We start from the raw sequence: 14,448 nt of genomic DNA, 5'->3' as shown, positions 1-14,448 counted from the left end.
ATGATTTTGTGTAACTTTGGGTGTTATTTTATAAAAAGAGTATCATGGCTACAAGAATTCCTTTAGCAGAGCGATTAAGACCAAAGACTATTGAAGAATATGTAGGGCAGCGCCATTTGTTAGGCCAAGACTCTGTATTATATCATGCCATTTCCAGAAAAAATGTTCCCTCCATGATTTTATGGGGTCCTCCTGGAGTGGGGAAAACAAGTTTAGCATTTTTAATTGCTAAGGAATTGGAGCGCCCCTTTTTTAGTTTAAGCGCAATAAAAGCAGGCGTAAAGGATGTTAGAGAAATTATTGATAAAGCAGAGCAATTGCAAAGTTTTAATGGAGAACAACCCATACTCTTTATAGATGAGATACACCGATTTTCTAAAAGCCAGCAAGATTCTTTACTGGGGGCAGTTGAGCGAGGGTTAGTGACACTTATTGGAGCTACCACAGAGAATCCTTCTTTTGAAGTTATCTCGGCATTATTAAGCCGTTGTCAAGTTTATGTTTTAGAGTCGCTTGATAAGGATGATCTGATTGGATTGGTGAATAGAGCTATTAAAGAGGATGAATTTTTAAAAAATGATAAAATAGTTGTTAGTGAATATGATGCCCTTCTTAGAATTTCAGGGGGAGATGCTAGAAAATTATTAAATGTTCTGGAATTAGTTATCGACGCTGCCGTACCTTATAATATAGCTATAACAAACGATTTTGTGTTAAAGCAGGTTCAGCAGAATATGGCTCGATATGATAAAACGGGAGAACAGCATTACGATATTATTTCAGCATTTATAAAATCTATTCGAGGCTCAGATCCAAATGCGGCAGTTTACTGGCTTGCTCGAATGATTGAAGGTGGAGAAGATCCATCTTTTATTGCGCGCCGTCTGCTAATTTTAGCATCGGAAGATATAGGTAACGCTAATCCCAATGCGCTACTATTAGCAAATAATTGTTTCCAAGCAGTGAACGTTATTGGTTGGCCTGAGTCGAGAATTATTTTGTCGCAGACAGTTACTTATTTGGCTTCATCAGCAAAAAGCAATGCTTCCTATGAAGCAATTAATAAGGCGCAAGTTTTGGTTAAACAAACCGGCGATTTGTCTGTACCTATACATCTGCGAAATGCGCCTACAAAATTAATGAAGGAATTGGATTACGGTACTGAATATAAGTATGCTCATTCTTATTCAGGAAATTTCATAGAGCAGGAATTTATGCCAGTAGGAATACAAGGAACGACATTATATTCACCTGGGAAAAATAGTGCAGAGGACAAGCTAAGAATCTCCCTAAAAGAAAAATGGAAGAACAAATACGGCTATTAAAATGTTATTTCACGTGGAATTATTAACATTCCTGACGCTTATAAATGAATTTGTCAATTTGATTATTAATTTTGCCTAATGCATACTTTTACATCCATAGATTTTGAATTGGCAACTTCAGATTATAATAGTGTCTGTGCTGTTGGGTTAGTGAGTGTGGTGGGTGGTAAAATTGTTAATGAATATTATAGTCTTGTACAACCGCCAGAGAATAAATACATGTGGCAAACCACTCGTGTTCATGGTATAAAATCTAAAGACACCGCGAATGCACCTACTTTCTTAGATATATTTCCAGCAATTTTGCCTTTGGTGTATGGGCAAAAAATGGTTGCGCACAACGAAGAATTGGATCGAAAGGTATTGCGTCGTTGTATGCAGCATTATGGGCTGGTTTATGAAGATTTAGGACTACAGGAAAAGTGGGAGTGTACGAGTATTATATATAAACAGTTGGGATTTGCAAAAACTAAACTGAGTGTTGTTTGTGAGATTATGGGCATAGAGCTCAATCCCCACGACGCATTATCGGATGCGCGTGCGAGTGCAGAGCTTTTCTTATTTAAAGAAAAAGCTAAAGATAAATTAGTACAATATCAACTGATAAATCAATAAAATTATTTATTAATAAATCTTAAATGGACGAGAGAAAAAAACGAAATGATTACAATCCAGGACCAAGAGTAGGAATTACGTTTTCTACATTTGATTTATTGCATGCTGGACATATCATGATGTTGGCTGAAGCAAAGAGACAATGTGATTATTTAATTTGCGGTTTGCAAATGGATCCTACATTAGATAGACCTGATAAAAATGCGCCTACGCAAACTGTTGTTGAACGTTATATTCAATTGCGTGGTTGTCAATATGTAGATGAAATCGTACCTTATTCAACCGAACAGGACTTAGAGGATATTCTTCGTTCTTTTAAATTAGACGTGCGCATCGTTGGCGATGAATATAAGGAGCGTGATTTCACCGGAAGAAAATACTGTGAAGAAAAAGGGATAGAGCTTTATTTTAATAGCAGAGATCATAGATTCTCGAGTTCTGGTCTGCGTAAGATAGTGGCGGAGAGAGAAGCTGAAAAAAATATTGAAAAAAGGATTAATACGGAGATTTAACAAGAGGAGCATTTTTTTAGTTAATCATTACGAGGCTAATTTTTCTAAAATAAGGTGAGGTATGTTTTTTATAAGCACTTTTAGAGCTCTATGCTTATCTTACGTATGAAATTTTCAGGTATATAAAAAGATTCTCAAGCAGAGCTTATGCTAAAGAAGTTAAATATATGAAAAAGGTTTCCCTAGCGAAGTTTAATTCTATAATTAATTCAATTGTTCACTCTTGTTCAGAAGTTAGATTTAAAGTCAATAAGAAAGCCGAATAATGTTGTTTTTGATTGAAAAGTCATTTATCCCCTAGAATAATTATATGTTAGTTTGTGATTTTAACCATTTTAATATTTTATAAATGGAAATCTATCTATAGCATTATGGTTAATAAAATAATTTATATACATTGTCTACAATAAATTCATTTATTAGAATATGAAACTTGCAATAGTTGGTACAGGATATGTAGGTCTGTCAAATGCTATATTATTAGCGCAACACAATGAAGTTGTGGCATTGGATATAATACCAGAGAAAATTGAAATGCTGAATAACAAGGTTTCTCCTATTGAGGATAAAGAAATCATGGAGTATTTACGAACAAAAGACTTAAACTTTAAAGCTACGCAAGATAAAAAAGAAGCTTATAGAGATGTTTCCTTTGTTATTGTAGCTACACCTACGGATTACGATCCAGAAACAAATTATTTCAATACCACAACTGTAGAATCTGTTGTTGCTGATGTCTTTCAATATAACCCTAATGCAGTAGTAGTTATTAAATCTACGGTACCAGTAGGCTTTGTGGAAAATTTAAAAAAGACCTTATCATTTGATAATATTATATTTTCTCCTGAATTTTTAAGAGAAGGCAAAGCTCTATATGACAACCTTTATCCTTCCCGAATTATTATTGGAGAGCAGAGTGAGCGTGCGGAGGTATTTGCTGGGTTATTAAAACAAGGTGCTATTAAAAAAGATATTCCTATCTTATTTACTCACTCTACTGAAGCAGAAGCTATTAAGTTGTTTTCGAATACTTATTTAGCAATGCGCATTGCCTATTTCAATGAATTAGATAGTTATGCGCAAATCTATAACTTGGACAGTAGACAGATTATAGAAGGGGTTGGTTTAGATCCCCGTATAGGTTCGCATTATAATAATCCTTCCTTTGGCTATGGAGGATACTGTTTGCCTAAGGATACAAAGCAGCTCTTAGCAAATTACGATACTGTTCCCAACAATATTATACAAGCTATAGTAGATGCCAATAGAACTAGAAAAGATTTTATTGCGGAATCTATATTGGCAAAACGTCCCGAAAAAGTAGGGGTATATAGACTCATAATGAAATTAGGTTCGGATAATTTTAGAGCTTCTGCTATGCAGGGTGTTATGAAACGTATCAAGGCAAAAGGTATTGAAGTAATCGTTTATGAGCCGGTATTAATGGAGGAAACCTTTTATGGTTCCAAAGTTACACACGATTTAGAGTGGTTTAAACAAGAATGTGATCTAATTATTTCTAACCGAAATTCTGAAGAATTGTTAGATGTGCAGGAGAAAGTTTATACAAGAGACCTTTTTGGAAATGATTAACTTTGTATAAAGCTCTAGTTCATATTAAGTTCAAAGCAAGATATATGTTGCGCTTTAAGAGGAGGATTTAGGCTTTATAAAATTATTTAAATAAATGAGTGTAGTTCACGTATTATTAACAGGTGGAGTTGGAAGTAGATTGTGGCCTTTATCCAGAAAGCAGTCTCCTAAGCAATATTTACATTTATTCGAGGGAAGATCCTTATTTGAGATGACTGTGCAAAGAAATCAATGCTTGGCGGATAAGGTAATAATTGTGGGAAGTAGAGATAATACCCATTTAACCCATAAGGCAATGTTCAACTGCGGATTGCCGTACAAAAATATTGTAGAGGCAACTCCTAGAAATACAGCAGCAGCAATTGCATTTGCTGCATTCGCCGCACATCCAGACGATATCTTAATTGTTACCCCTTCGGATCATATGATTTCTGGAGAGAAAGAGTATGAAGAAGCGATGATTAAAGGTATTGAAAAGGCGAAAGAGGGATTTCTTGTGACTTTTGGTATCCAGCCCACAAGACCGGAAACAGGATATGGTTATATAGAATACGAAAACGACCATGTGAAATCTTTCCGTGAAAAGCCAAACTTAGATACTGCAGAAGATTTCTTGGAAAGAGGAAACTTCCTGTGGAATTCCGGTATGTTCTGTTTTCGAGCTTCTGTATTTTTGGAGGAACTGCAACAATATGAGCCGAAAGTGTATGAAAAATCTAAGTGCGCATTTGATAATTCTAAAGATGGTATTTTAGACGAAGCTTTATCCCTTGAAATACCTTCTATATCGGTAGATTATGCTGTGATGGAAAGATCTAAAAAAATTCGTGTGGTTCCTACAGCATTCCATTGGTCGGATTTAGGTTCTTATGAAGCCTTGTACGATTATTTTGTAGCCAGTGGCTACCCTAAGGATGATAATGGAAATATTGTTATTGGTACAGAGGTTTTTACAGGGTTTGTAGGTTTGAAAAATACGATCTTTATTTACACAAAAGACGCTTTTCTTATTGTACAAAAAGAGAAATCACAAGACGTTAAAAAAATATATAATATGCTGCAAAAGCTCCAATCTAAACTGTTGGATTAAAATTACTATTTCACAAATATGGATAAGCAAAGTAAAATTTATATTGCTGGACATCGAGGAATGGTTGGTTCTGCAATTTGGAGACAGCTAGAAGAATCGGGCTACACGAATTTGATAGGTAAATCAAGTGCGGAACTGGATCTCAGAAATCAAGAACAAGTAAATCAATTCTTAGAAAAGGAAAAGCCAGTTGCGGTGATAGATGCCGCAGCACGTGTGGGAGGAATATTAGCGAATAACACATTCCCATATCAGTTTTTAATGGATAACCTCCAGATACAAAATAATTTAATTGAAGCTTCTCTTAAAAATGAAGTTCAAAAATTTATTTTCTTAGGTTCTTCCTGTATCTATCCGAAACTAGCTCCACTGCCTTTAAAAGAGGAATATTTACTTACAGGAAGTTTGGAGCCTACTAATGATGCTTACGCTCTTGCAAAAATTGCAGGTATTAAAGCATGCGAAGCTATTCGTAAACAGTTTGGTAAAGACTATGTGAGTCTTATGCCTACAAACTTGTATGGCACGCATGATAATTTCGATTTAAATACTTCACATGTATTGCCCGCAATGATACGCAAATTTCACGATGCGAAACTAAATAATCATACTACCGTGACTTTGTGGGGATCAGGAACTCCGTTTCGAGAATTTTTGTTTGTGGATGATATGGCTGGCTCCATTATCTTTGCTTTAGAAAATGTATTGCCGGAGTATTTGTACAATGTAGGAACTGGGGAAGATTTATCTATTAAGGAGCTCGCTTTATTGATTCAGAGAGTAGTTGGATATGAGGGGGAGATAGAATGGGATTCTTCAAAGCCGGATGGTACTTATCGCAAGTTGATGGATATTTCGAAAATGCATGAACTTGGCTGGAAGCATCAGGTGGAGCTTGAGGACGGAATTAGATTAACTTACGATTGGTTTTTAAATAATCAGGGAAATATTAAAGAAGTTAAAATCTAGAGGATATAATGAAAGTAGCATTAATTACTGGGGTAACGGGACAGGATGGTTCTTATTTGGCGGAGTTGCTGCTAGAGAAAGGCTATAGTGTGCATGGTATAAAGCGCAGATCTTCCTCTTTTAATACCCAGCGTATAGATCATTTATATGTAGATCAGCATGAGAAACATGTTAACTTTAAGTTGCATTATGGAGATTTAACCGACTCTATGAATATTATACGTATAATTCAGGAGGTGCAGCCCGATGAAATATATAATCTTGGTGCCATGTCACATGTTAAAGTATCTTTTGATTCGCCAGAGTATGTAGGCAATGTGGATGCCCTTGGTACATTGCGTATATTGGAGGCTGTACGTATTCTAGGATTAGAACATAAAACTAAGATTTATCAAGCATCTACTTCTGAATTGTATGGAGGCATGCCAGAAAATAAGAATGATAGAGGATTTTATGATGAAAATTCTCCTTTCTATCCGCGATCTCCTTATGGTGTAGCGAAAATCTATGGTTTTTGGATTACCAAAAACTATCGTGAGGCTTATGGTATGTTTGCCTGCAACGGAATTTTATTTAACCACGAATCCCCTCGTAGAGGTGAAACTTTTGTGACGCGTAAAATTACAATGGCTACTGCAGCTATTGCTTTGGGTAGACAGGATTGTCTTTACTTGGGTAATCTGAATGCGCTGCGGGATTGGGGACATGCTAAGGATTATGTTGATGCTATGTGGCGCATATTACAACAGGAAAAACCTGAAGATTATGTTATTGCTACTGGTGCGACAACCTCGGTACGCGATTTTGTGCGTTTTGCTTTTGAAGAGCTTGGAATAGAGTTAATCTTTGAAGGAGAACAGGAAAATGAAGTAGCTAAAGTTTTAAAATGTCACAACAGCAGCTTTCAATTGGAAGAAGGTAAAGTGGTGGTAAAAGTTGATCCAAGATATTATCGTCCTACTGAAGTAGATCTTTTAATTGGAGATCCCACAAAATCTAAAACGCAACTAGGCTGGGAACCAAAATATGACCTAAAGGCGTTAGTAAAAGAAATGGTAAATTCGGATGTGGAATTAATGAATTCCTCAGCTAAAATTGATTGAGAGAATATCGCTGAATACTCATCTTTGACCTTAAAAATTATAAGAATTAATATGGCGCATAAAACAGTACTTATCACAGGAGGTGCAGGATTTATTGGTTCGCATGTGGTAAGAGAATTTGTTACAAAATATCCAACATATCAGATTATTAATTTAGATGCATTGACTTATGCAGGTAACCTTGAAAACTTAAAAGATATAGAGGACGAACCAAATTACACTTTTATTAAAGCGGATATTAGGGAAGCCTCTACAATGTTGGAAATCTTTCGAAAATATCAACCAGACGGCATTATACATTTAGCTGCGGAATCGCACGTCGATAGATCTATTACTAATCCAAATGATTTTGTGATGACCAATGTAATAGGAACTGTAAATCTGCTGAATGCAGCCACGGAAATTTGGAAAGATGATAGCCAGGGTAAAAGATTTCATCATGTGTCTACCGATGAAGTATATGGTACTTTAGGAGAAGATGGGTTGTTTACAGAACAAACTGCCTACGATCCGCATTCACCTTACTCTGCATCGAAGGCTTCCTCTGATCATTTTGTTCGTGCTTATCATGATACTTACGGTCTTCCTGTAGTTATTACTAATTGTTCCAATAACTATGGTCCTAACCATTTTCCGGAGAAATTAATTCCTTTATGCATCAATAATATTCTAATTAATAAAACCCTACCAATTTATGGAGATGGCAAGTTTACACGGGATTGGTTATTTGTAATCGATCACGCAAAAGCTATCGATATGGTATTTCACCTAGGGAAAAATGGAGATAGCTATAATGTAGGAGGATTCAATGAATGGAAAAATATTGATTTGGTAAGAGAGCTTTGTAAACAAGTAGATGAAAAATTGGACCGTCCAGTAGGAACGGCTGCGCAATTAATAACATTTGTTAAAGATCGTCCGGGTCATGATTTACGTTATGCCATTGATGCAACAAAAATTAATCAGGAATTAGGATATAAGCCTTCTGTTACTTTTGAAGAAGGATTGTCCATTACTATTGATTGGTTTTTATCAAATCCGGAGTGGTTAGATAACATCACTTCTGGAGATTATCAAAAATATTACGATAAACAATATAAAAGTAGTTAGTAGCATGAGAGCTATTGAAACAAAATTAAAAGGGTGCTTTATCCTAGAGCCTAATATTATAAAAGATAACAGAGGCTATTTTTTTGAAGCATTCAACGAAAAGAAGTTTAAAGAATTGATAGGTAACACTGTTGAGTTTGTTCAAGATAATCAATCCAAATCCACTTACGGCGTAGTGCGTGGATTACACCAACAAGTGGGTGAGCACGCACAAGCAAAATTAGTTCGTGTTCTGGAAGGTAGGGTTTTGGATGTAGCGGTGGATGTCCGACCACATTCTCCAACCTATGGTGAACATGTGGCAGTTGAGCTATCTGATGAAAATAATAGACAGCTTTTTATCCCACGAGGATTTTTACATGGCTTTGCGGTATTGTCTGAAACAGCTACCTTCTTTTATAAATGTGATAACGTTTACCATAAAGAATCTGAGGATGGTGTTTATCCTTTAGACGAAACATTGTCTGTCGATTGGCAAATTCCTTTGGATCTAATTATTTTATCAGGAAAGGATAAGGAAGCACGACGATTTTAACCCCATAATGATGAAAAAAATTCTTATAACAGGTGGAGGTGGTCAATTAGGATCTGAATTAAAAGACCTGTATCAAAGCAGAAAGGATGTAAAAGCAATTTTCGTTGATCGCGAAGAATTAGCACTTGATGACATAGATGGTATTATTAAGGTTTTGCATTTTTACAGACCCGATGTGATAATTCATGGCGGAGCATATACTGCTGTTGATGCAGCAGAAACAGAAGTAGGGCTCGCTGATACGGTGAATCACTTAGCTTCAGGTGAGATTGCTAAATATTGTAAACATAACGCGGCAAAGCTTATCGCTATTTCAACAGATTACGTTTTTGATGGTAATTCGTCGGTTCCTCTGAAGGAATCAGCAGAGGTTAGTCCTATAAATGTCTATGGTGCTACGAAGCTAAAAGGCGAACAAGCGATTCAAGCCAATCTTCCCGAAGCCATAATTATTCGTACGGCGTGGGTTTATTCGGTTTATGGACATAATTTCGTTAAAACGATGATTCAATTAATGAATGAGCGTGATGAGATTTCTGTGATAGCGGATCAAATCGGCTCGCCGACTTATGCGCTAGATTTGGCTAAAGCCATTGTGAGTGTTATTGATGGGGAAAAGTGGGAGTCGGGAATTTATCATTTTAGCAACGAAGGGGAGGTATCATGGTTTGACTTTGCCGTAGCAATCAAAGAAATAAGGGGTTTGGATTGCGTCATAAACGCAATTCCAACTTCAGCTTACCCTACTCCAGCTAAACGTCCAAAATTTTCCCTTTTAGATAAAACTAAAATAAAAGAAACTTTCGATCTTCAAATACCATTTTGGAAAGATAGTTTAATTAAGATGCTTGCTAAATTCCAATTATAAATTAAGCTTAGTATGAAAGGAATTATTCTTGCCGGAGGATCCGGAACTCGTTTACATCCCTTGACATTGGCTGTGTCAAAGCAGCTAATGCCAGTGTACGATAAACCCATGATTTATTACCCTTTATCAACATTAATGCTAGCTGGTATTAATGAAATATTAATTATTTCTACCCCACAAGATTTACCAAATTTTGAAAAGTTATTGGGTGACGGTTCACAAATAGGTTGTAAATTTTCTTATAAAGAGCAACCTTCACCAGATGGTCTTGCACAAGCATTTATTTTGGGTGAAGAATTTATTGGTGACGATAAAGTAGCATTAATTTTAGGAGATAATATCTTCTATGGTTCAGGACTGTCTAAGTTCTTACAGTCATGCGGGGATCCTGATGGTGGAGTGGTGTTTGCTTATCAAGTGAATGATCCCGAGAGATACGGTGTTGTAGAATTTGATTCGGAGAATAAGGTGGTTTCTATTGAAGAAAAGCCAGAGCAGCCTAAATCAAATTACGCAGTGCCAGGTCTCTATTTCTATAATAATGATGTCGTCGAAATTGCTAAAAATATAAAACCTTCACATCGAGGAGAATTAGAGATAACGGATGTTAATAAAGAATATCTTAACCGTGGTAAATTAAAAGTAGGCGTATTTGATCGTGGCACAGCTTGGTTAGACACAGGTACTATTCAATCTTTGATGCAGGCGGGACAATTTGTTCAGGTGATCGAAGAGCGTCAAGGAATGAAAATTGGAGCAATAGAGGAAGTCGCATACCGTATGGGCTATATTACGAAAGATGAGCTAAATAAAATAGCAGAACCTCTTCGTAAATCAGGATATGGAGAATATCTTCTTAGAATTTCAAATTAAAATTTAATGTACCCAAGATTAGGTAGAATTTATAAAAAGCTATTTATAGGCTATTTCCTATAAAAAAAAGCGTAATTTTGTGCGTTCATGAATTACCAATAACTTAATATGGAAAGATGTATAACTACCGTTTAAATCTGCCCTATTGTAAATATTTAGTAAAGAATATATTTATTAAAAATAAAAAATGAGTAAAATATTAATAACTGGAGGAGCTGGATTCATTGGTTCAAACTTAACGGAATATTTTCTGAATAAGGGACACCAAGTGGTTGTTCTAGATAACTTTGCGACAGGCCATCGTCACAATATATCAAATTATTTAGATAACTCCAATTTTAAATTAATAGAGGGGGATATCCGAAATATGGATGATTGTGCTTCGGCTGTAGAAGGTGTAGATTATGTTTTACATCAAGCCGCATTAGGGTCAGTACCCCGTTCTATAAAAGATCCACAGACTTCTAACGAAGTTAATGTTTCAGGATTTCTTAATATGTTAGTTGCGGCAAGAGATGCTGGAGTAAAGCGCTTTGTGTATGCAGCCTCTTCGTCTACATACGGCGATTCAGAGTCTCTACCTAAGGTGGAAGAGGTTATAGGTAAGCCTTTGTCACCATATGCCATTACAAAATATGTTAATGAATTATATGCAGATATATTTTCTAAAACATATGGCATGGAAACCATTGGCTTGCGTTACTTTAATGTTTTTGGCCGGCGCCAAGATCCGAATGGTGCCTATGCTGCAGTAATCCCTTTGTTTGTTAAGAAGTTTATGAATCACGAAAGCCCAGTTATTAATGGTACAGGTGATTATTCTAGAGACTTTACCTATATTGATAATGTCATTCAGATGAATGAACTAGCTATAACAACTACTAATCCAGAAGCAGTAAACACGGTGTATAACACCGCAGTTGGTGATAGGACGACGCTGAATCAATTAGTAGGGTATCTAAAAGAGTATTTAACAGATTACGATGCTGAAATTTCAAAAGTAGATGTCGAGCATGCTCCTAATCGACAAGGGGATATACCTCATTCATTAGCTTCTGTCGACAAAGCTAAAAATCTATTAGGTTATGAGCCTTCTCATACCATTAGCGAAGGTTTGAAAGAAGCTGTTAAATGGTACTGGGAAAATCTAAAATAAATTTAAAACTCTCCAATAATAAAGAATGAAAAAAATAGCAGTTATAGGCTTAGGTTACGTTGGTTTACCTCTAGCGCGTTTGTTTGCAACTAAATATCCTACAGTAGGATTTGATATTAATCAAAAACGTATTGATGAATTACGTGAAGGTAAGGATTTTACTTTAGAAGTAGAAGATGATATTTTGCAATCGGTATTAGTTAAGAATAATCCGCTTATTTCACAATCGGTTGGGTTATACTGTACCAATCAATTGGAAGAAATTAAAGAGGCGAACTTTTATGTAGTCACTGTACCTACCCCTGTAGATAAAAATAATAGACCAGATCTTACTCCATTATACAAAGCTTCTGAAACTGTAGGAAAAGTATTGAAAAAAGGAGATATCGTTGTATATGAATCTACGGTATATCCTGGTGTGACAGAAGAAGAGTGTATACCAGTATTGGAAAGAATTTCTGGTTTGAAATTTAATGTGGACTTTTATGCAGGTTATTCTCCAGAACGTATTAACCCTGGAGATAAAGAGCATACCGTTGAGAAGATTCTTAAAGTTACTTCTGGTTCTACTCCAGAAATTGGAATAGAAGTGGATGAAGTTTATAAGTCTGTAATTACAGCAGGTACTCATCTTGCTCCATGTATTAAGGTGGCTGAAGCTGCGAAGGTTATCGAAAATTCACAACGCGATATCAACATTGCATTCGTTAACGAATTAGCAAAGATCTTTAATATTCTGGGTATAAATACGCATGATGTTTTAGAAGCAGCAGGGACAAAATGGAATTTCTTAAAATTTAAACCGGGATTAGTTGGAGGTCATTGTATCGGGGTGGATCCTTATTATTTAGCGCAAAAAGCGCAAGAGCACGGGTACCATCCAGAGATTATTCTTGCAGGTCGTCGTTTGAATGATTCTATGGGTGAATATGTCGCTTCACAGGTAGTCAAAACAATGATAAAAAAAGGTATCAACGTGAATGGCGCTGAGATATTAATGTTAGGTGTTACCTTTAAGGAGAACTGTCCAGATGTGCGTAATACTAAAATTGTAGATGTTATTGCTGCATTACAGGATTACGGTGTAAAAATAACTACATACGATCCTTGGGCTAACCCTGTTGAAGTAAAGCATGAATATGGAATTGAGTCTACTACTGAATTACCTATTCATAAATTTGATGCTATTGTGTTAGGGGTATCGCACAATGAATTCTTGAATATAAATTTGGAAGCTTTGAAAAAGAATTCTGCAATTATTTATGATGTAAAAGGAATATTGCCAGTTTCTGATGAAAAGTTATAAAAATAATAAAAGTTTATTTTTTCTTTCGGCAATTTATGCGATGGGAAATTTTGGATCAAGAGTCCTAAGTTTCCTATTGATTTTTTTTACTACTTATTATCTAACAAGTAGTGAAGTCGGACAATTTGATTTGGTTCTGATTTCTCTTAATATTTTGATACCATTATTTTCCTTACAAATTTCAGATTCAATCTTTAGATGGTTAATTACAGTTAAGGACCGTAAGGAAGGGCAATTTATTGTAAGTACTGGAGTCTTTTTTTATTTTATTACCTCTATAGTTTTTATTTTAATTTGGAAAGGATTAGATTTTTTTTCCCTTATTTCTTTTCAATTCAGTAACTATATCATAATATTAATAATTGTTCAAAGTTTCTATATTGTTCTTCAGCAAATTGTAAGGGGAATAGGATATAATAAACTTTATGCAATAAATGGAGTTATTAATTCATTTATTAACGTTTCATTATCAGTCTATTTTTTAGTATTTACTAATTTGAAAATTGAGGGACTTTTAATTTCGATAATAACAGCATATTGTATTACTTCAATTCAGCTAATATTTGTATCAAAAATTTATAAATTAATAAATATAAAACTATTTGATATTAAGCTGTTAAAAGAGATGCTAAGCTACTCCTGCCCAATGATTCCTAATTCTTTAAGTTGGTGGGGTATTTCGTCGTCTAATCGTTATTTAATATTGCTGTTTTTAGGGACATCATTCAATGGAATTTTTGCTATAGCATTTAAGTTACCTACTATTGTTACTATGATTGTTGGTGTATTTACATTAGCATGGCAAGAAAAGTCTATTTTAACTTTTAATGATAAAAATAGAAATGAATATTATACTTCAGTTTTTGATAAATATAGTAGCCTATTAATTTGTTTTAGTGCAGTTGTTCTCTCATTAAACAATTTCTTATTTCATTTTTTTATTGACAAATCTTTTATTGAATCAAAATATTTAGTCCCAATACTTATGCTATCTACAATTTTTAGCTCTTTGGCTAGCTTTTATTCTTCAGGGTTTCTTGGTGCTAAAAAGACTTCCTCTCTATTTATCAGTACCGTATTATCTGGGTTATTTACCATAATTTTGTCATTTTTTTTAATACCCCATATAGGTTTGTATGGAGCCTCTATAGGTATTCTCACAGGTTATATTTTCTTGCTAAGTTTAAGAATTTACCAATCACGAGATATTTTCCGTATACATGTCAATTATCAAAAAATGTGTGGATTGTTAATTGTTTTTTTCATTTCTTTCATTCCCACTTACTTTGATAATATTTTAATACAAATAAGTGTAATTGTATTTGTTATTACAATTTCCTTGTATTTTAACTTTAATACAATTAAAACGTTTAAAAATAAATTTTTATAACTT

At 34.8% G+C, this 14,448-nt stretch carries 14 protein-coding genes; all 14 read left to right on the top strand.

The annotated features are described in order from the left end of the window. Nucleotides 1-44: 44 nt before the first annotated feature. Nucleotides 45-1,325 (top strand): replication-associated recombination protein A, encoded by a 1,281-nt coding sequence (locus tag GOQ16_RS12570; RefSeq protein WP_160069600.1) that lies wholly within the window; start codon nt 45-47, stop codon nt 1,323-1,325. Nucleotides 1,326-1,403: 78 nt separating this feature from the next. After that, the gene (locus tag GOQ16_RS12565) at nt 1,404-1,940 is read left to right on the top strand and encodes an exonuclease domain-containing protein (protein WP_160069599.1); all 537 of its coding nucleotides are present in this window, start codon (nt 1,404-1,406) and stop codon (nt 1,938-1,940) included. A 23-nt stretch (nt 1,941-1,963) separates the two neighbouring features. Further along, nucleotides 1,964-2,452, top strand: coding sequence for an adenylyltransferase/cytidyltransferase family protein (locus tag GOQ16_RS12560; RefSeq protein WP_160069598.1), 489 nt, complete (start codon nt 1,964-1,966; stop codon nt 2,450-2,452). A 426-nt stretch (nt 2,453-2,878) separates the two neighbouring features. Then, nucleotides 2,879-4,045, top strand: coding sequence for a nucleotide sugar dehydrogenase (locus tag GOQ16_RS12555; protein ID WP_160069597.1), 1,167 nt, complete (start codon nt 2,879-2,881; stop codon nt 4,043-4,045). A gap of 94 nt (nt 4,046-4,139) precedes the next feature. Then, nucleotides 4,140-5,135, top strand: a complete 996-nt coding sequence (locus GOQ16_RS12550) for a mannose-1-phosphate guanylyltransferase (protein WP_160069596.1) — start codon at nt 4,140-4,142, stop codon at nt 5,133-5,135. Nucleotides 5,136-5,153: 18 nt separating this feature from the next. Further along, nucleotides 5,154-6,104 (top strand): GDP-L-fucose synthase family protein, encoded by a 951-nt coding sequence (locus GOQ16_RS12545; RefSeq protein WP_160069595.1) that lies wholly within the window; start codon nt 5,154-5,156, stop codon nt 6,102-6,104. 8 nt (nt 6,105-6,112) lie between these two features. Beyond that, nucleotides 6,113-7,207 carry a GDP-mannose 4,6-dehydratase gene (gene gmd / locus GOQ16_RS12540; protein WP_160069594.1) on the top strand — a complete coding sequence of 365 codons (1,095 nt, stop codon included), beginning with the start codon at nt 6,113-6,115 and terminating at the stop codon, nt 7,205-7,207. Between the two features lie 51 nt (nt 7,208-7,258). After that, nucleotides 7,259-8,317 (top strand): dTDP-glucose 4,6-dehydratase, encoded by a 1,059-nt coding sequence (gene rfbB, locus GOQ16_RS12535; RefSeq protein WP_160069593.1) that lies wholly within the window; start codon nt 7,259-7,261, stop codon nt 8,315-8,317. 4 nt (nt 8,318-8,321) lie between these two features. After that, on the top strand, nt 8,322-8,852 hold the full coding sequence (rfbC, locus tag GOQ16_RS12530) for a dTDP-4-dehydrorhamnose 3,5-epimerase (protein ID WP_160069592.1): 531 nt from the start codon (nt 8,322-8,324) through the stop codon (nt 8,850-8,852). A gap of 7 nt (nt 8,853-8,859) precedes the next feature. After that, nucleotides 8,860-9,720: a dTDP-4-dehydrorhamnose reductase gene (rfbD, locus tag GOQ16_RS12525; RefSeq protein WP_240141037.1), complete on the top strand. Its 861-nt coding sequence runs from the start codon at nt 8,860-8,862 to the stop codon at nt 9,718-9,720. A 12-nt stretch (nt 9,721-9,732) separates the two neighbouring features. After that, a complete protein-coding gene (gene rfbA, locus GOQ16_RS12520) occupies nt 9,733-10,593 on the top strand; it encodes a glucose-1-phosphate thymidylyltransferase RfbA (RefSeq protein ID WP_160069591.1) in 861 nt (286 codons plus the stop codon). A 187-nt stretch (nt 10,594-10,780) separates the two neighbouring features. Continuing rightward, on the top strand, nt 10,781-11,749 hold the full coding sequence (locus tag GOQ16_RS12515; RefSeq protein ID WP_160069590.1) for an SDR family oxidoreductase: 969 nt from the start codon (nt 10,781-10,783) through the stop codon (nt 11,747-11,749). A gap of 25 nt (nt 11,750-11,774) precedes the next feature. Then, on the top strand, nt 11,775-13,055 hold the full coding sequence (locus tag GOQ16_RS12510; protein WP_160069589.1) for a nucleotide sugar dehydrogenase: 1,281 nt from the start codon (nt 11,775-11,777) through the stop codon (nt 13,053-13,055). Next, a complete protein-coding gene (locus tag GOQ16_RS12505) occupies nt 13,042-14,445 on the top strand; it encodes a lipopolysaccharide biosynthesis protein (protein WP_160069588.1) in 1,404 nt (467 codons plus the stop codon). The genes GOQ16_RS12510 and GOQ16_RS12505 overlap by 14 nt, the downstream gene beginning before the upstream one ends. Nucleotides 14,446-14,448 lie beyond the last annotated feature (3 nt).

Source organism: Sphingobacterium bovisgrunnientis (assembly GCF_009829085.1).
Classification (GTDB): Bacteria; Bacteroidota; Bacteroidia; order Sphingobacteriales; family Sphingobacteriaceae; genus Sphingobacterium; species Sphingobacterium bovisgrunnientis.
The sequence above is the reverse complement of the archived record's forward strand: the minus strand, read 5'-3'. Positions and strand labels throughout refer to the sequence as shown.